Origin of the sequence: Wolbachia endosymbiont of Drosophila innubila (assembly GCF_021378375.1) — a bacterium.
Taxonomy (GTDB): Bacteria; Pseudomonadota; Alphaproteobacteria; order Rickettsiales; family Anaplasmataceae; genus Wolbachia; species Wolbachia pipientis.
On the sequence record NZ_CP076228.1, the window covers coordinates 954498 to 973444 of the forward strand.

15 protein-coding genes and 4 pseudogenes are annotated in these 18947 nt (G+C 35.3%); 12 read left to right on the top strand and 7 right to left on the bottom strand.

What is annotated here, in order from left to right:
- Positions 1-38: 38 nt before the first annotated feature.
- Complete coding sequence (locus J4T77_RS05205) at positions 39-1073, bottom strand: aspartate-semialdehyde dehydrogenase (protein ID WP_233640994.1); 1035 nt, start codon at positions 1071-1073, stop codon at positions 39-41.
- A 140-nt stretch (positions 1074-1213) separates the two neighbouring features.
- Between J4T77_RS05205 and J4T77_RS05210 the strand changes: the two genes are divergently transcribed.
- Positions 1214-1666 (top strand): hypothetical protein, encoded by a 453-nt coding sequence (locus J4T77_RS05210; protein ID WP_190321413.1) that lies wholly within the window; start codon positions 1214-1216, stop codon positions 1664-1666.
- 320 nt (positions 1667-1986) lie between these two features.
- Positions 1987-2947: pseudogene (locus tag J4T77_RS07605) on the top strand (IS110 family transposase).
- Positions 2948-3160: 213 nt separating this feature from the next.
- Here J4T77_RS07605 and J4T77_RS05225 read toward each other — a convergent pair.
- Complete coding sequence (locus J4T77_RS05225; RefSeq protein WP_190321399.1) at positions 3161-4435, bottom strand: APC family permease; 1275 nt, start codon at positions 4433-4435, stop codon at positions 3161-3163.
- Between the two features lie 135 nt (positions 4436-4570).
- On the opposite strand from J4T77_RS05225, the gene J4T77_RS05230 reads away from it, so the two are divergent.
- Positions 4571-5962, top strand: a complete 1392-nt coding sequence (locus tag J4T77_RS05230) for a hypothetical protein (protein WP_223823140.1) — start codon at positions 4571-4573, stop codon at positions 5960-5962.
- A 5-nt stretch (positions 5963-5967) separates the two neighbouring features.
- Here the strand turns inward: J4T77_RS05230 and J4T77_RS05235 are convergent.
- From J4T77_RS05235 to J4T77_RS07610, 3 pseudogenes are all read right to left on the bottom strand, one after another.
- A pseudogene (locus J4T77_RS05235) lies at positions 5968-6797 on the bottom strand (IS5 family transposase).
- A 54-nt stretch (positions 6798-6851) separates the two neighbouring features.
- Positions 6852-7680 (bottom strand): annotated as a pseudogene (locus J4T77_RS05240) (IS5 family transposase).
- 302 nt (positions 7681-7982) lie between these two features.
- Positions 7983-8159, bottom strand: a pseudogene (locus J4T77_RS07610) (WPE palindromic element domain-containing protein); the annotation flags it as partial.
- 135 nt (positions 8160-8294) lie between these two features.
- Between J4T77_RS07610 and J4T77_RS05250 the strand changes: the two are divergent.
- From J4T77_RS05250 to J4T77_RS05260, 4 genes are all read left to right on the top strand, one after another.
- Positions 8295-9461 carry an aspartate kinase gene (locus tag J4T77_RS05250; protein ID WP_010962950.1) on the top strand — a complete coding sequence of 389 codons (1167 nt, stop codon included), beginning with the start codon at positions 8295-8297 and terminating at the stop codon, positions 9459-9461.
- Positions 9462-9552: 91 nt separating this feature from the next.
- Positions 9553-9756 carry an IS5 family transposase gene (locus tag J4T77_RS05255; RefSeq protein WP_007549940.1) on the top strand — a complete coding sequence of 68 codons (204 nt, stop codon included), beginning with the start codon at positions 9553-9555 and terminating at the stop codon, positions 9754-9756.
- A 193-nt stretch (positions 9757-9949) separates the two neighbouring features.
- Positions 9950-10171, top strand: a complete 222-nt coding sequence (locus tag J4T77_RS07305; RefSeq protein ID WP_022626388.1) for a hypothetical protein — start codon at positions 9950-9952, stop codon at positions 10169-10171.
- A gap of 162 nt (positions 10172-10333) precedes the next feature.
- Positions 10334-10477 carry a Putative reverse transcriptase gene (locus J4T77_RS05260; RefSeq protein WP_022626389.1) on the top strand — a complete coding sequence of 48 codons (144 nt, stop codon included), beginning with the start codon at positions 10334-10336 and terminating at the stop codon, positions 10475-10477.
- 223 nt (positions 10478-10700) lie between these two features.
- Here the strand turns inward: J4T77_RS05260 and J4T77_RS05265 are convergent, their stop codons facing one another.
- Entirely contained in the window at positions 10701-12617 is a 1917-nt protein-coding gene (locus tag J4T77_RS05265) for an ATP-dependent helicase (RefSeq protein WP_233640995.1), read from the bottom strand.
- A gap of 127 nt (positions 12618-12744) precedes the next feature.
- Positions 12745-13173, bottom strand: coding sequence for a WD_0964 family protein (locus J4T77_RS05270; protein WP_010082321.1), 429 nt, complete (start codon positions 13171-13173; stop codon positions 12745-12747).
- A gap of 212 nt (positions 13174-13385) precedes the next feature.
- Between J4T77_RS05270 and J4T77_RS05275 the strand changes: the two genes are divergently transcribed.
- The 5 genes from J4T77_RS05275 to J4T77_RS05295 are packed head-to-tail and all read left to right on the top strand — an operon-like array spanning position 13386 to position 18931.
- Complete coding sequence (locus J4T77_RS05275) at positions 13386-13973, top strand: NADH-quinone oxidoreductase subunit J (RefSeq protein WP_010962952.1); 588 nt, start codon at positions 13386-13388, stop codon at positions 13971-13973.
- Complete coding sequence (gene nuoK, locus J4T77_RS05280; protein ID WP_010962953.1) at positions 13964-14272, top strand: NADH-quinone oxidoreductase subunit NuoK; 309 nt, start codon at positions 13964-13966, stop codon at positions 14270-14272. The genes J4T77_RS05275 and nuoK overlap by 10 nt, the downstream gene beginning before the upstream one ends.
- Before the next feature lie 4 nt (positions 14273-14276).
- Complete coding sequence (gene nuoL, locus J4T77_RS05285; RefSeq protein ID WP_190321401.1) at positions 14277-16124, top strand: NADH-quinone oxidoreductase subunit L; 1848 nt, start codon at positions 14277-14279, stop codon at positions 16122-16124.
- A 3-nt stretch (positions 16125-16127) separates the two neighbouring features.
- Positions 16128-17570, top strand: coding sequence for a complex I subunit 4 family protein (locus J4T77_RS05290; protein ID WP_010962955.1), 1443 nt, complete (start codon positions 16128-16130; stop codon positions 17568-17570).
- Positions 17567-18931, top strand: a complete 1365-nt coding sequence (locus tag J4T77_RS05295; protein ID WP_095742783.1) for an NADH-quinone oxidoreductase subunit N — start codon at positions 17567-17569, stop codon at positions 18929-18931. Before J4T77_RS05290 ends, J4T77_RS05295 begins: the two co-directional genes overlap by 4 nt.
- Positions 18932-18947 lie beyond the last annotated feature (16 nt).

The following is an 18947-nucleotide window of genomic DNA, read 5'->3' on the forward strand; positions in this document are numbered from 1 at the left end:
GATATACAATTTCCTTCGAATTACAACGTACGTGCGCTCTATATGCACTTGATTGACAAATGCTCTCTTATCAAAATCTCAAGAATCTGCACTATATTTAATGCTGCGCCTTTGCGCAGGTTGTCAGCCACTATCCACATATTTAATCCGTGCTCAACAGTATTGTCTCTTCTAATACGCGATACATATACAGCATTCTCCTGTACAACATCAATTTGAGTTATGTATTCACTATCTTCACGCCTGTTGTACACTAAAACTCCACTATCTTCGGCTTCACTTAGCACTTCACGAGCTTGTTCTTCAGTGATATGTTGATCAAATTCCACATTTACTGCCATAGCGTGACCGATAAAGACGGGTACCCTTACACAAGTTGCAGTAACTTTTATATCTTCCTCTAAAATTTTTTTTGTCTCCTCTTGCATTTTCCATTCCTCTTCTGTAGAGCCATTTTCCATGAATTCTCCTACATGGGGAATGCAATTGAATGCTATTTGCTTAGAGAATATCTTGGGTTTTTTAGCTTCGTTCATAAAGATTTTTTTTGTCTGGTCATAGAGCTCATCCATTGCTGCTTTGCCTGCACCAGAAGTTGATTGATAAGTTGAAGCAACGATTCTCTTTATTTTTGCTTTTTGGTGTAATAGATGTAGTACTAGCAGCATCTGTATTGTAGTACAGTTTGGATTGGATATTATGTTGTGGTTTTTATATTCCATAATTTTTTCTTTATTAATCTCTGGAATAATGAGTGGCACACCCTCTTTCATTCTAAAATGGGAACTGTTATCTATCACGACGCATCCAGCCTGTGTTGCAATTGGTACATACTCTTCAGAAACATGAGATCCAGCACAGAAAATGGCTACATTAGTTCCAACGAAGTCATAATCCTCAAGGCATAAAACTGTTAACTCTTTGTCACCAAAGCTCACCTTCTTCCCTTCTGATTTTTTCGATGCAAGTGCAATAACGCAATCTATCGCCTCATCTTGAAATTCAGCAAGCGTGCTTAATACCTCACGCCCTACTCTTCCGGTTGCTCCAATAACAGCAATTTTGTATCTCATATAGATGAACCTCTAATTTTAAAGTTCTATTATATTTTTACTGACAAAATTTACAATTGTTTTAATATTTTTACCTTGCAATTAATTGTAATTTAGCTATTATTATGCAATATTAGTAATATTACATAATGAAATGGAAGATGAGTAAGGAATACGATGAAACTAAGGTTAAACCTGCAATGTCTACACCTCAAGGGCCTGAAGGAACCAATGGATCAAAGGCCCAAAGTGTTCTTTCGAATAAAAGAAAGCCTACAATAAATTTTGATGATAAAAAGTATGGTGTAAAAACCTCTAAAATAGACCAACAGTCTCTAAACAAAAGACAAGAATCTTCAAAGCTAAGAGATCCCTTAAGGTCAATACCAATAATAAGGAGATTTTTAGCAAGGATTTTCACACCTGAAAAAATAGAAATCATCAGTAACCCTATATATGACAACATGGAAGCATATAAAAAATCGCAGGAAGATTACCCTAGTAAGATAAAAGATGAAACTAGTATAGATGATGAACACACAAAAGAAGTAGATAGTAAACTTGAGAAGGGTAATGTTGAACAAGTGGACAACAAGAAAAGTCGTAGTTCATAAATATCAATCATTTAAAAATTATCTCTAGTTATAACATTGTATCTGTTCAGATGCATGGCTCATGTACAAATATTGAAACAAAAATTCCAGTGCTCCTTTCTCGTCATCCCAGTGCGTGACACTTGTATCTTTATGATGTGAGGCATTAGAGCTAAAATACCTCACAGGGAGGGTGAAGCTGATGCGACACTAATGCCATTAAGCCAGATTTTGCTTCCCTCCCATAGAGTTAAAGACTGAACAGTATCTTTTGGAATTATATCCCGTATTACAAGGTTAGTCTAAACTCTCAGTTTATTTATAGTCTTGGAGGCAATTTTATGCAAGTAAATGCTATTTTGGGTGTGGATATTTCAAAAAAGAAATTTGATGTTTGTTTGTTAGTGGACAGTAAAAAACGACACAAAGTCTTTCAAAATAATCAAGATGGTTTTGCAAAACTTGTAGTTTGGTGCAATGGCCATGGAGCAAATCTTACTCATTTATGTCTTGAAGCAACTAGTTGGTATGGAGAAGATTTGGCTACTTTTATGCACGATTTAGGACATAATGTCAGTATAGTAAACCCAGAAAGCTTTTGGCAAAAGTGAGCTGCTCAGAAATAAGACAGATAAATCAGATGCAGCTATGATAGCTAGATTTTGTATCGCCAACAAACCTGCTCTTTGGAAGCCCATTGCACCTGAAATGAGGCATTTGAGGGAGCTTTACCGTTGCATGCAATCGCTAAAAGATGATAAGGTGCAACAGACAAATCGCTTGGAAAACAAAAATATGCATTCCAGTTGCAAAGAAGCTATATCTAAAGTAATTTTGGCAATAGAGGAGCAAATTATTGTTCTCGAAAAAGAAATTAATGAGCATATAAATAACTATCCACATCTAAAAAATATGGTGGAAAACCTTAAGACTATAAAAGGTATAGGATATCTTACTGCTGTTGCTGTTGTCGCAGAAATGCCATCAGTTGATAACTTTGACAATGCTAAACAATTTACAGCTTTTGCTGGTCTAAATCCAGGACATTATCAATCGGGATCGTCAGTAAGTAAGAGAAGTTGCATATGCAAAATAGGATCTGAGCGTATTCGAAAAGCTCTTTACATGCCAGCTATAGTAGTCAAAAACCATAATAATCATTTTCAAAAATTTTGTCAGCGTCTAGCAAGTAAAGGCAAATGTCCAAAAGTCATAGTTCTTGCGTTAATGCGAAAATTAATGCATGTCTTTTTTGGTATTCTTAAAAATAATCAACCATTTAATTGTAATTTTGTTGAATAATTTGTTTGACAGCAGAGACAGTATCTGGGATCCAGATTGGGCACTAAGTTGGTAAACACGAAAGCGATTAATCCTTTACAACGTTTTTGATGGAACTGCGCGAAAGAACTGGATGCCAGTGTCACGCACTGGCATGACACCCATTTCTTCCTATAGTTGTCTTTTCTCGTCTACCTTATTTTGCCACTCTGCTGAACAGATACATAACATTTGCTATACAGAAACTCTGCGATACCAAAATAAATAAAGAGGTACGCCACTTGCAGTGAATAAGCTTGCGATCAGCAAGGTATTCACAGAAGTTTCAAATATTACCCAGCAGCAAAAGGTTGTTGCTATACTGCCAATTAAAAATTTGTAACAACTCTTTTCTTGCACAATAACTTTGAGAAAAGCAAGACTGCATGCAAGGTAAACAAATAAAAATGAAACTACAGAAAAGTCGATAATTGATGTGATCTGCTTAGCAAAATTGTTGCTTGAAGTGAGGATTAGTAAAGTTGCAGTTCCAACTGAGCTAGTTGTTATGCCCCAGAAAGGAGAACCGTGCTTGTTTCTTTGAGCAAAAAACTGTGGCATCAGTTTATCTTTTGCAAGGCCAAGGGCCACTTGTCCACTAGCTAGTACCCAAGCGTTTAAAGTACCAACACAAAAAATGAACGCAGTTATAGAAATAATCAAGTGCCAATTGCCAGAGGCCATAATTTTTATTGCGTCAACATATGGTGCTCTTGAACTTGCTAAATCATTGCCATTTATTAATCCCATAATTGCAAGATTGTTGATAAAATACACAACAGCAACAGAGATTGTTCCAAGTACCACAGCTCTTGGTATTGTTCTAGCTGGATTATCAACTGACCCTGCAGGTGCTGTTGCCAATTCAACTCCAATAAAACCCCATAGAGTAATAAGTGTAGAACGGGCAAGAATCTGCGATGTTGTAAGATTTGATATTTCTTCACTTATGATGAAGTTATTTCTATCAAAAAAAAACAATGCTGCTATAGGTATTACAAGCAATACAGAAATTTTTATCACCGTCAATAAAAACTCAACACGTCCAGCAGTAGCTACTCCTCTAAAATTTATTAGTGTAATAATTGTAAGTAATAACATCTCTAAAAACAGATGTACGTTTTGAATATCTTCATGGAAAAATGGTGTAAGATAACCAACACCCACAACTATTACGGCTGTTGTGCTAACCCATGAGCTCACCCAATACGTCCAACCAACAAAAAAAGCTGCAGCAGGGCCAAAAGCATGCTTTACATAGACGTGAGGGCCACCCGTTTCCGGAAATTTTGCGCAGAGTGAGGCAAAAACTAAAGCAAGAGATATAGCACCAAGCCCTGATATTATCCAGCTTATAAGGCTATACATGCCATATGGAGCAAGGCTAATTGGAAGCATAAAAATTCCAGAGCCAATTTGGCTGCTAATCACTAAGGCAAAAATAGCCCAAAAACCTATTTTATTTGACACAATAATTCTTATCTAAATAGATTAACAATATACCCTAAACTCAGAAATTTCAATTGATCTTTTAACATAAAAACTTGCATTTTTTTCAATTTATTCCTAAAATAGATTATATTAACAGATTATTAAGAGGGGGTTATGAATCCGAGATTAAAAGCATTTTTGGTTGTTTGTAGTATTATTGCATTTTTGATTGCACTTTTGTTTCTCGTGTATTATTTAAATCTTCTTGTTAACTATATCCTTGACTCGATTCTAGTTCGTCCCTTTGAAAGATTATACAAAAACTTAATTGTTGATGGTCTTTATGCCTATTTATCTACAAGCACTTCTAGCCCTGCACTAGCATTTTTGGCTACAGGTTTTATTGTTATTGCTGCGTTTATTTGCCTGAATAAAATGCTTCTTCCCTTGCAAGAGAAGATCATAAACAACTATACCTCCTTTAAAAACAACAATATTGATAGCAATAGCATGTTGTTTGAGGTTTATAAAGATCCAACAATAAAATTAAAGGACAAAATCTTATTCTTCAGTATACACTTGATATATTACCTACAGCTTCCATTTTTGTATATTGCATCAAAGGTATCAGCTCTACGTGGGTTTCTTATATTTAATTTTGGTTTATTATTGTTAAATTATGCACTGCTAATTCCAGTAGCACTTCTTGAGTTAATAAAATATCCATCAGTAAAACTCTTTTCACCTTTGGGTTTGAATGTAAAGCAGCTAAGCTTTTTGTTTAATGTAAGTGATGTGGGTACTAGTAGTCAGAGCGTTCATACTAGAAGTTTTCAGCAAAGCGTTATTGAATGTGCCAAAAAATTAAAGGAAGAACATGGTACGCCGTTAAATGAGTTGGATGAAGAGTTTAAAAGTTATATAAGCGGTTTAACAAGTCAGCAAAAACGAATGATAGAACCTTATCTAAGATTGGATGGTTATGAAACTGGGGAGTGGGTAAATTGGGCAGATTCACAAACCGGATTGACATTGACACAGGCTATAAATTTAGTTTTAATTGCGGCAAGAAAGCAAAATGCAGATATAGAATTATTGAAGTCTATATTACTGGTTCGCTTTGAGGAAAGTAATCGCCAATGTGGTCCTGGAATGCTCAACCGTATCATTTATGCATTAAGTGGTCTTAAAGCGGAAAATAATTTTGCAGCTCAACTAGAGCCTCAGCCAATAGGAAAGTTGGCTAGTGATGCTACTAAAAGATTTCTTGAGAAATATGTGGATAAGCACTACCATAAAATAAAAGTTTTGAAAGAAAATTTTGATAATTTGTATTCACCAAGTTCTGGGGTGGATTTGAGCAGCGTGAGTGATGAAGTAAAGGATGGCATTTCTTATACAAGAGATGCTATAAAAGAATTTGTGTTTAAGGAATTATATGTAAAGTTTTATAACGACTATGGAGAACATATTCGGAGAGGGCAAATAAAACAAAGGCTAAGAGAATTAATAACAGATGAAGTCATAGATGCAGCAATATCTTATAAGAGGTTGTTCGGAAACTAGTAAATTCAAGCATATTCCCTCTTTAACATAACCCTACTCATAGCTAGGTATATGAAATTCTCAGTGGATGTTGTGAGTAAATCATACTCCTTCGATAGCCTTCTATTCCTATTAACCCAAGCAAAAGTCCTTTCTACAACCCATCTTCTTGGCTGTACTTTAAACCCTTGTTCTCTTGTTGGTAGTAGCTCAGGTGGCGTATCTTTGTGCACCCAAAATCTACATGGAGGCCTTTTAACAATTTCAATATCTATGTCATATTCTTCCTTTATGTGATTCTTTAAATTTCTTCCTTGGTATCCCATGTCAGCCCACATTTTTTTAACTTTAGTATATTTTGTTCTCATATTGTTTAATGCTATTTTAATACCATCTCTATCATTTTCGTTAGCAGCGCCTACGTAACAACCTAGTATAAAACCCTGAGTGTCTGTAATTATATGCCTTTTTCTACCCTTTACTTTTTACTTCCATCATAGCTTTGATCCCCCTTTTCTGTAGTCTTTACAGATTGACTATCTACTATACAGGCACTCGGCTGCTCATTCTTTCCTATTTTTCTTCTACTATATTTTGTAATTTCATAATTCATTTTCTCAAAAATTCCCTGCTTCTTCCATTGCCTGAACTGCTCATACACAGTCTTCCATAGCGGAAAATCATTTGGTAAATACCGCCATTGACACCCTGTACGCAATACATAGAAAATTGCTTCTAATATTTCTTTTTTGCTATACTTTGGCAGCCTTCCTCCTTTCTTGTATGATACTCTGAAGTGTTTTTCTATTCTTGCCCATTCCCTTTCGCTTAGATCTGTTGGATACTTTTTTCTCATCTTTACCCCGTACTAAAATTTCAGATATTAGAGGTTGTTCGGAAACTAGTAAATTCAAGCATATTCCCTCTTTAACATAACCCTACTCATAGCTAGGTATATGAAATTCTCAGTGGATGTTGTGAGTAAATCATACTCCTTCGATAGCCTTCTATTCCTATTAACCCAAGCAAAAGTCCTTTCTACAACCCATCTTCTTGGCTGTACTTTAAACCCTTGTTCTCTTGTTGGTAGTAGCTCAGGTGGCGTATCTTTGTGCACCCAAAATCTACATGGAGGCCTTTTAACAATTTCAATATCTATGTCATATTCTTCCTTTATGTGATTCTTTAAATTTCTTCCTTGGTATCCCATGTCAGCCCACATTTTTTAACTTTAGTATATTTTGTTCTCATATTGTTTAATGCTATTTTAATACCATCTCTATCATTTTCGTTAGCAGCGCCTACGTAACAACCTAGTATAAAACCCTGAGTGTCTGTAATTATATGCCTTTTTCTACCCTTTACTTTTTACTTCCATCATAGCTTTGATCCCCCCTTTTCTGTAGTCTTTACAGATTGACTATCTACTATACAGGCACTCGGCTGCTCATTCTTTCCTATTTTCTTCTACTATATTTTGTAATTTCATAATTCATTTTCTCAAAAATTCCCTGCTTCTTCCATTGCCTGAACTGCTCATACACAGTCTTCCATAGCGGAAAATCATTTGGTAAATACCGCCATTGACACCCTGTACGCAATACATAGAAAATTGCTTCTAATATTTCTTTTTTGCTATACTTTGGCAGCCTTCCTCCTTTCTTGTATGATACTCTGAAGTGTTTTTCTATTCTTGCCCATTCCCTTTCGCTTAGATCTGTTGGATACTTTTTTCTCATCTTTACCCCGTACTAAAATTTCAGATATTATAGCCTTTTACTTGTTTCCGGACAACCTCTTATAGCCTTTTACTTGTTTCCGAACAACCTCTAAGATAGACGAGATAGAAATTCCTGCAGAACCACTTACTTATCTTGAAAGAGTAAAAACATTTTTTGGAGGTCATGCAAGGTCTTCTGCTGCTTAGTGGTTTAGTTCGTGCTATATAGCTAAACTGACTTAGATTTACTGACAATTTTAAAACAACAAATTCGTCATTCCGCTACTAGTTAGCGGAATCTATACCGCGAATGAATCCATAGCTGTACGAACATTGTGATTTGAGAGCAATTTCCACAAGGGAGGGTGTCATTCCAGTGCTTGGCACTGGAATCCAGCCTTTATTATGCAGCCACTTGGTTGAAATTAAGTCTTCTGGATCCCAGTGTCTAGGCACTGGGATGACACCATTTGCTGTGCAATTTACCTTCAAAAATGAATGTTCGTACAGCTATGGAATGAATCGTGGTATGACGCGTTAGCTATAGCTTTGTCTTCCCTTTTCTGAATGGCTTGCAAGCTGCTATCTCTACAAAAACTATATTTTTCTTCAGAAGAGAGTTATATTGTAACTATGGACAAAATAATCATAAAAAAATTTGGTGGGACTTCGCTAACTGATTTAAACCGAGTTGCAAATTTGATAAAAAACGATATTGAGAAAGGTTGTAATGTAATCGTTGTTGTATCTGCTGTTGCAGGATTTACTGACCAAATGGTTTTTCAGGCTAGGCAAATCTCAAATTTAAGTTATAGACAAGAGTTATCAGAGTATGACGTTATGCTTTCAGCAGGAGAACAAATCTCTTGCGGTCTATTAGCTATCACTCTCCAATCGATCGGAGTTAATGCTAAATCGTGGCTTGCCTGGCAGTTACCAATTGTAACTGATGATTTTTATTCTGAGTCTAAAATAAAAACAATAAAGATTGAACGTGTGAAAAGATCTTTTGCTGAGGGTTATACTGCTGCGATCATTGCTGGTTTTCAGGGTATAAATGATGATAGAATCACTACTTTTGGAAGAGGAGGCTCTGATATATCAGCAGTTGCCTTCGCGGTAGCCTTTGGTGTTAGAACTTGCGAAATTTTTACTGATATTGATGGAATATATACAGCAGACCCGAGAATTGTTCCAAAGGCACGCAAGCTCAAATTTATCTCTTACGATGAAATGTTGGAAATGTCGTCATCTGGTGCTAAAATACTGCATAATCGTTCAGTACAACTTGCAATGAAACATAACATTAAAGTGCAAGTGCTATCCACTTTTAAGGAAGTAGAAGGCACCACAGTGCTACACAAAAGGGATGTACTAGAGAGATACTTAATTACTGGAATAACTTATAGCACTAATGAAGCTCTTGTAACTTTCACTAACCTTGCAAATAACTTGCGTACTTTAAGAGATATAGCAGGAGCAAACGTTAAAATTGATATGATACATGGGTCAAGTTTTGTTATCTCCAAATTTGATATTGATTTAATGGAAAAGTTACTGAATAAGAATGAAAATTATGCTATAAACGATAATGTAGCTAAAATTTCAATAATTGGTATTGGTGTTATGTCTAACACTGAAGTGATGCACCGCACACTCAAGGTTTTAAGCGAAAAAAAGATAGAAATACTTGCTATCACAACATCTGAAATCAAAATCAGTATAATTGTTCAAAAAGAATGCGCTGTAGCTTTAGTCAAAGATTTACATACTGAGTATGAGCTTGATATGCAGCACTAGGATAGGCTTGACGTCCAGTTGTCTAAGAGTATGTCTTAAAAAGGAATGAGGAAAAAAATATGATAGTGTAAGTAAAAAATAGGAGGGAAAATTGTATCCAAGTGATATAAGTGATAAGGAATGGGAAATTTTGGAGCCACATGTTGCACAAGGAAAGATAGGGAGGCCAAGAAAGCACAATATCAGAACAATTATTAATGCAATAAGGTATATAATGAGAGGTGGTTGTCAATGGAGAATGCTGCCGAAAGATTTTCCTCCATGGAAGACGGTGTATGACTATTTTCTCAGGTGACGTAGTAATGGCAAATTGGAAAAAATACATAATATGCTAGTAAAAGAGGTAAGAAAAATGTTTGGTAAAAATGAAACACCTTCAGTAGGAATAATTGACAGTCAATCAGTAAAAACCACTCAAAAAGGGGATCCAGAGGATATGATGCTGAAAAAAAATAAAGGGTAGAAAACGTCATATTGTTGTAGATACAGTGGGCTTAATTATTGCGGCTGATGTTCATAGTGCAAGTGTTCAAGATCGTGATGGTGCTCTAAATCTTTTCACTCAAGCTAAATACAAGGCTCCAACTTTACGTAAGTTTTTTGCTGATCAAGGATACATAGCAAAACCGCTGTTTATTGGAGACAGGATACGATTACCAAGAAAGCTGTTGATGTTACAGGATTTTTCGACAATCTGGACCACAATTTAGCACTGCAGGCTATCAAGAAGCACACAGACTGCAAATGGGTCATACTGTATGTTGAAAGGTGGATGAAATCCCCTATTCAGCAAGCAGATGGCAGTAAGGTAGTTAGGGAAAAAAGGAGTTCCGCAAGGAGGTTCAATAAGCCCAATCATTTCAAACATATTTATGCACCATGCATTTGATATATGGATGAAACAAAATCACCCAACAGTACCATTTGAAAGATATGTGGATGATGCGATAGTGCACTGCAGAACTAAAAGACAGGCAGAATTTATGCGAGCAGCAATTGAAGAAAGATTGGCATAATGTAAGCTAAAATTGCAACCTGATACCAATGCCATTCCAAAACTCCATCATTATACTGCCTTAGTATAACCTTCTCACTTCTATTGTCTATTTGTTTGTTATGTAATAGAAATTGGTATGAGATTGAAGAATTAAGTGTGAACGGTTACAGAATTTTTGCCAGGAGAAACATATAGTTAAAGTAATTCAGATTTGTAAGATATGTTTATCTGCAATTATAGCTTCAACAGTAGGCAATGTTGCTTTTAATTACCTCAACATTTTCTCTTGGCAATTCTTTAATGAACCGAGAAGTGCGCATCGGTTGCCACTGGTTGTTAATTTCCCTCCTATCTGCACATGAAATGATTAACCTTTCTTTGGCTCTGGTTATGCCAACATATGCGAGTCTCCTTTCTTCTTCTAAAGCTTTACCACTTTTGTCATCAAAAGATCTTTGATGAGGAAATAATCCCTCTTCCCAACCAGGTAGAAACACGCACGGGAATTCAAGTCCTTTGGCTGCATGAAGAGTCATAACATATACGGTGTCATCGTTATTCATATTATCCACTTCCATCACCAGACTTATATGCTCCAAGAAAGTTGTGGCATTATCGAAATTTTTTAAAGATGAGATGAGCTCTTTAACATTTTCTATTCGTGCTAAGCCTGTTACCTCATCATTTTCAAGCATTTCAATATATCCTGATTGGTTTGCTACGATTTTAACGAATTCATGCAGTGGTTTTACGCTTACTATTTCTTCCCAAGCTTTAATTTTATTTAAAAAATCGTTGAGTGAGAGTTTAATTCTTTCGGTTACCTGATTACTATTAACTAATATTTTTGCTGCCTCAAAAAAAGAAATTTTGTTATCCTGAGCAGTCGTGTATATTTTCTTTAGAGTTGTAGCTCCTATGCTTCTTTTTGGCCGATTTACTATCCTTTCGAAAGCTAAGTCATCGTTATTGTTTGTAACAAGTCTTAAATATGCAATTATATCCCTGACTTCCTGACGTTCGTAGAATTTTACGCCACTTATAATCTTGTAGGGAATTGAATATTTTATAAAATACTCTTCGAGAACTCTAGTTTGAAAAGTGGCCCTTACCAGCACTGCAATGTCACTAAATCTGTATTTATTGAGTTTCAATATCTGTTCGCTTATGAACCTTGCTTCAGCTTTCCCATCCCATAATTTTATTAGATTTACCTTTTCCCCTTCAATGTTTGTTGTCCACAATTTTTTTTCTAAGCGAGTCTTATTGTGATTGATAACATATGACGCAGTTGCAAGTATGTGAGGTGTTGACCTGTAGTTACACTCTAGTTTAACGGTTTTTGCATTTTTAAAATCATCAGAAAACTTCAAAATATTTTCAACTTCTGCACCACGCCAACTATATATCGACTGGTCATCATCTCCTACACAGCAAATATTTGAGTGCTCTTTTGCAAGGTATTTTAGCCAAAGATATTGTATCGCATTTGTATCTTGATATTCATCTACCATAACATATTTAAACTTGTTTTGGTAGTAGGGCAGAACTTCGGTCTTTTGATTAAAGAGCTGTATGTTATATAGCAATAAGTCACCAAAATCGACAGAATTAAGGAATTTCAACCTTTCCTGATACTGGTGATAGACTTTGAGTGCAGTTACATATACTGGCCTAAATGATTGAATATCTTCCACTTCAGATGGCAATAAGCACTTCTCTTTCCATTGCTGAATAATATTCATAATGGTCTTACATTTTTCTGATAGGTAATCAGGATTTATTTCATTGATAATATTTTTTATTACCTGTAATTGGTCATCCACACCAATGATTGTAAAATTGGGGTTTAAGCCCACAATTTCTGCGTGCAGGCGCAAGATTTTTGCTGCAATTGCATGGAAAGTGCCAAGCCATGGTATGTTTGTGCCCGTTAGCTCAAGTACCCTTGATACCATCTCATTTGCTGCTTTATTTGTAAATGTAACTGCTAATATCTCATCAGAATAAGCGTGACCGTTTCTAATTATGTGTGCTATTCTTGAAGTAATCGTTCTTGTTTTTCCCGTCCCGGCTCCTGCCAGTATCAAAACTGGTCTATCTATGTTAGTTACAGCTGATTGTTGTTCTGGATTTAGCAGTGAGAGATAATCGTTCATCGTAGCCCTATAGATTATAACTTCGTAAAGTTAAACCTATGATTGAAATATTGTAAAGGTTTTATTGAATAGAACAGTTAAAGAATGCTTCACTCAAGTACTACATATTTAAACGTAGGTTTTACATCTATTTTGTTTTAGTAGTTTCAGGTGTATGTCGAGTAACAACAACTTGATTTGAGGTATTGGCACCAGAACTTCTGCTTGTTGGGTGGATAAGTGGAGTTTGGAATGGCTTATATGTACGGTTTAGTTCCTTCATTTCTATTTCTTCAACTTCAACAAGGGGTTTTTCTTTTGGGGTATAGCGATTATGCGTTGCAGGTCGTTCAGTGAGATTTTCATATGTTTCTTTCAACCAAGTTCCGATATCATACATAAATCCATACGCTTTTTCTTTAAATTCTCTCAATGATCTACTGAAACTTGCTAGTGTGTTATTAAAGTAAATTGTCATATAGTCTCTTGTGGTGTATTGATAACTTTCTCCATCTAGTCTGCTACTTTGTGCGTTAGAACTATTGTTGCTTTTAAAATAACCAAATATGTTGTACATTTTGAGTCGCCATTAATTACTAACATACACATATTATATATTGATAAATTAAGGACTTAGTGTATTGATTAAGCACTTAGAAAGCGCTCTGTATAATAATTTAAAATGGAGCTGGAGCTTTGTAGTACAATGTTTTCAAACGTTTAATATAATATTGACTTTACAACGATAGTCACTTTAAATTAGTAACTATTGTTGCAGTTCAAGTATCAATGCCTTTTTTCTTTTATTTTTTTGCAATTCTTAGCATTTTATCTGCTGTATGCGTAATTAGTGTAAGAAATCCTGTGCATGCAGTATTATTTTTAATTTTCACCTTCGTTAACTCTGCAGTGCTTTTCATTCTCCTTGGAGCTGAATTCATCGCTATGATGGTACTGATAGTATACATCGGTGCAGTTGCAGTGTTGTTCCTCTTTGTAGTTATGATGCTCGATATTGACTACATAAGATTGCGCCAGGGTTTTGCGAAGCATTTCACTCTTGGTGCTATATTGTGTGGTGTGTTTTTTTTGATTATCAGTTTTGTAATCCGCAGCTCAACGCTGAATATAAGTAATGTTATAAACTATAATGCCAATAACGTGAAAGCTATCGGTAATTTGCTCTACACTGACTACATGTACGCTTTTCATCTTTCTGGAATTTTGCTACTTGTTGCAATTGTCGGTGCAATTGCTCTTACTTTGCAGGACAAGAAAAAAGGAGTTAAAAAACAGAATGTATTAAAGCAATTGACGCAATCTTCATCTGTAAAATTGGTTAAGGCTAAATTTGGAAAAGGAGTGGAATGGAAATAGGATTAAATCATTTTTTGATAGTTGCTGCTATTTTGTTCACTGTTGGGGTGTGCGGTATTTTCATCAACCGTAAGAGCATAATCAATATATTGTTATCAATAGAAATATTATTGTTGGCGATTAACATCAATCTAGTTGCTTTTTCTGCCTTTATGAATGATATAGTTGGGCAAATTTTTGTGATGTTTGTGTTGACTGTTGCGGCAGCAGAGTCAGGAGTTGGGCTTGCAATATTGGTTGTATATTATAGAAGCCGTGGCAATATAGATGTTGAACAAGCAAATTTAATGAAAGAATGAAAGTATGATGGATATACTGAAATTAATAGTATTTTTGCCACTTTTTGGTTCGCTATTTGCAGCACTTTTTAGAAAAAGTCAGTTAGTTACAACGGCAGGGATTGGAATATCTGCAGTTTTATCTTGGTATGTTTTTCTCACCTTCTCTGAAAATTATCACTTGAGTTTATTTCCTTTGTTTTCATTGAGCATCTTAAAAGTAAATTGGGCAATTAGTGTGGATGCTCTCTCATCCTTAATGCTTATTGTTATTACCACCGTTTCACTGGTAGTACATCTCTACTCTATCGGTTATATGGAGCATGATAAGGGGAAGTCGAGGTTTTTTTCTTACCTATCGCTATTTACGTTTTGCATGATTGTGCTGGTTGTAAGCGATAATTTCGTGCAGCTTTTTTTTGGCTGGGAAGGGGTTGGCCTATGTTCTTATTTACTCATAGGATTTTGGTTCCAAAAATATTCTGCAAATAATGCAGCAATTAAAGCATTTGTTGTGAATAGGGTAGGAGACTTTGCACTATTGATTGGAATCTTTCTTATTTATTATACATTTCACTCTTTGAATTTTACTGAAGTTTTTGACACAACTGATCTTCTTGGCACGCAGAACATTAGGGCATTCTGCTGTGAATTCAAAGTAACTCATATAATATGCATATTACTTTTTATTGGCTGTATGGGTAAATCTGCACAGCTTGGTTTACATGTTTGGTTGCCAGATGCAATGGAAGGGCCAACTCCTGTTTCTGCACTTATTCACGCAGCAACGATGGTAACAGCAGGTATATTTTTAGTAGCAAAGTGTTCTCCATTGTTTGAGTTATCAAATGTGGCACGAGAATTAATAGTTATCGTTGGAGCACTCACTGCTTTTTTTGCAGCCACCGTTGCAATTACTCAGAACGATATAAAGAAAATAATTGCTTATTCAACCTGCAGTCAACTTGGTTATATGTTCATGGCATGTGGGCTTTCTGCTTACAATGTTGCTATTTTTCATTTAATGACACACGCTTTTTTTAAAGCTCTACTATTTCTTGGTGCTGGCAATGCGATTCATGCAATGCATCATGAGCAAAACATTCAGAAAATGGGAAATTGCTGGAAGAAAATCCCTTGCACTTACGCTCTCATGTGGATTGGATCTCTTGCGCTTTCTGGGATATTCCCATTTGCAGGTTTTTATTCAAAGGATTTGATAATTGAACATGCTTATAGCACGGATAGCTTTGCTTTTGTAATAAGCTTAGTTGTTGCATTCTTCACAGCGTTTTACTCTTGGAGGTTATTGCTTCTTGTGTTCCACAGCCAAAAACAAAGTAAAATTAATATACATGAGGCACCAAAGATTATGCTTATACCATTACTGATACTCGCTTTTGGATCAGTATTTTCTGGAATATGGGGAGCAAATATTTTGAACATAACTAGTAATGCGTTTTGGAAATCAAGTTTAGTGATGATTGATGAGCATGGAGTTCATAATTTCTTTATAAAACTACTGCCAACCTTAGCAAGCCTAAGTGGAATAGCACTTGCGTACCTAATTTACCAATATCAAGTAATTAGGCAAATTAAGAGTAAATTTTTACTTAAGTTTTTGCAGAATAAATGGTACTTTGATGAGGTGTATGAGTTTGTTATAATTGCACCGATAAGGTTTATATCTAGGCTTCTATGGAAGTTTGATGTTAAGGCTATTGATTCATTTGGACCAAATGGTGTTGTAAGGTTGGTTAATGAATGTTCAAAAAGTTCTATAAAGTTACAAACTGGTTATATATTTGATTATGCATTTATTATGTTTGTTACTCTAATAATCGGTGCTTTATATATTATTGGAATTAAATAGAAGGTGTTGTTACTTAGTATATTCTTGCTTCCACTGATAGGAGCGTTGATTTTATCCTTAATCAGGATTAATCATCAATCTATACACTTAAGATTCCTTGCTCTATTTTTTGCTGTACTTCCATTTTTGCTTAGCATTGTAGCTTGTATAGAATTTGATTATAACAATGCGGACTTTCAGTTTGTCAGCTACCCAATTAGAAATGTTGGAATAGGGATAGATGGTATATCGTTGCTTTTCCTTCTGCTTACAACTTTCTTGTTTGTAATTTGTATACTCTACAACTGCAAAATGAGTTATACGACCCTAAAAGCCTATATGGCATTGTTTCTACTGCTTGAGAGTTTTGTAGTCGGTTTTTTCGTTTCACTGAATGCTATAAGCTTTTATGTGTTTTTTGAAGCTGTTTTAATACCAATGTTCTTTATTATTGGCATCTGGGGAGGAAAACACAGGGTATATGCAACGTTTAAGTTGTTTCTTTATACATTAACTGGCTCATTATTATTTCTACTTGGATTGGTTTACATCTATAACATTTTTGGAACGTTTAATATACAAAAATTAGCTACATTAGTGCCAAGCCTTGATCTTGAAGTGCAGTCATTGCTGTGGATTGCATTTTTTATTTCTTTTGCAATAAAAGTACCGATGTTTCCATTTCACACTTGGCTTCCTGATGCACATGTGCAATCACCAACTTCTGGATCTGTGATTTTAGCTGGCTTGCTTATTAAAATGGGGGGATATGGATTTTTAAGGTTTTCTATTCCAATGCTTCCTCAGGCAAGTTTGTATTTTTCAAATTTCGTTGTTGTGCTGAGCATTATTGCGGTGATATATGCTTCTCTAGTTGCGTTTGCTCAAGATGATATAAAGAAGTTAATAGCTTATTCTTCAATAGCACATATGGGGATCGTTACTGCTGGCCTCTTTTCATTTTGTGAGGAAGGAGTACTGGGTAGCATATTTCAAATGATTAGTCATGGCCTTATTTCTGCTGCTTTATTTTTATGTGTTGGAATGCTATATACTCGAACTGGAACTTTGGAGATTGCAAAATATTTTGGCATAGTAAACACAATGCCAAAATTTGGTTTTATGTTCATTTTATTTTCAATGGCTTCAATAGGGCTACCTGGAACATCTGGGTTCGCAGGTGAGTTTTTGGCTATGGTTGGAATGTTTAAGAGCATAGGGTTTTTTACAGGATTTATCGCACTTGGCACTATTTTAAGCGCAGTTTATATGCTGAATTTATGTAAGCAAATAATATGGGGGGTTAGCTATTCTAAATTATTAAATAACCGTTTGGATAGCATAGAATTTTCTGTCTTAATTCTGCTTGCAGTGTTTGTTATTTTGCTTGGATTTTACCCAACCCTTGCACTGAATTATTTGAAGCCATGTATGGCAAATTTGTTAGTCAAATATAATGCGCTATGAATTATATACAGATATTGCCGGAAACGTTCTCTATTATCTCCTCGTTAGTGTTGCTGCTGCTTGGGATTATATTTAACCGCAGAACTATCAACTTATTAGCACTTGGCTGCACAGTGGTAACTTTGATTATTTTAATTCTTTCGGCAGAAAACAATGAAATTTTTCTCTTTAATTCGTTGTTAAAACTCAATTTATACATCAGGTCAGCCCAAGGGTTAATTCTCAGCACAGGAATTTTAATACTTTTGATGCTGAATTTATCAAAATATGACTATAAGTATGAATTTTCAATGCTGATTCTTTTTGCGCTATTTGGCATGATAACTTTGGTTTCAGCAAATAGTCTGATTTCTTTTTATTTAGCTTTTGAGTTGATGAGTATATCTTTGTATGTTCTTGCGAGCTTTAATAAAGATTCGATTTATTCATGTGAAGCAGGAGTGAAATATTTTACACTCAGTGCATTATCTTCCTGCATTATGCTATATGGAATGTCGCTGCTTTATGGATATACAGGACAAGTCAATTTCTCTGAGCTCGGTTCATTCTTGCAAAACCATCAGATAACTTATGGAATAGTTTTTGGGTTAGTCTTTGTCCTAATTGGTTTGTGTTTCAAGCTTGCTATTGCTCCTTTTCATATGTGGGCTCCAGATGTCTATCAAGGTGCACCTACCATAGTAACTGCGTTTTTTTCTACGGCCCCAAAAGCTGCACTTGTAACATTTTTAATTCGATTGATGAATGAAGAGTTAGTAAATGTAAAAAGTTATGTTCAGCCTATTTTCTTATACGTTTCAGCATTGTCTGTTCTTATCTCAGCTTTTGGGGCCTTACGTCAGCAAAACTTAAAAAGGCTGCTTGCTTACAGTTCAATTGGTCACATTGGTTTTATATTTGCTTCACTTTCTATTTTTACACAAGCAGGAACAGATAGTGCCTTAATGTATCTGGTGATATATATCATCACAAGCATAGGGCTATTCTCATATCTTGTACAAATTGACGATGAAGATTGTGATATTGCAAATTTATCTGGTATAGGGAAGAAACGCCCAATTGTAGCATTTCATCTTTCTGTACTGTTACTCTCGATGTCGGGAATACCTCCACTTGCAGGTTTTATCGCTAAATTTTTTATATTCAAAAGTTTAATAAATTCTGGCTTTATCAGCCTGTCTTTGACCCTTGTGGTGGCGAGTGTTGTATCGTGTTACTATTATCTAAATATTATAAAAGCTATGTATTTCGATAAAGCTAGTGGTAATAAGGTTGCTTATTCTAAGGGCCTATTCATTATCACTTCGGTGGCTTCGCTGATCAACCTCGTTCTTTTCTTGTACGTTTTACTCACTCATTGAACTAAAGGGCTGACAA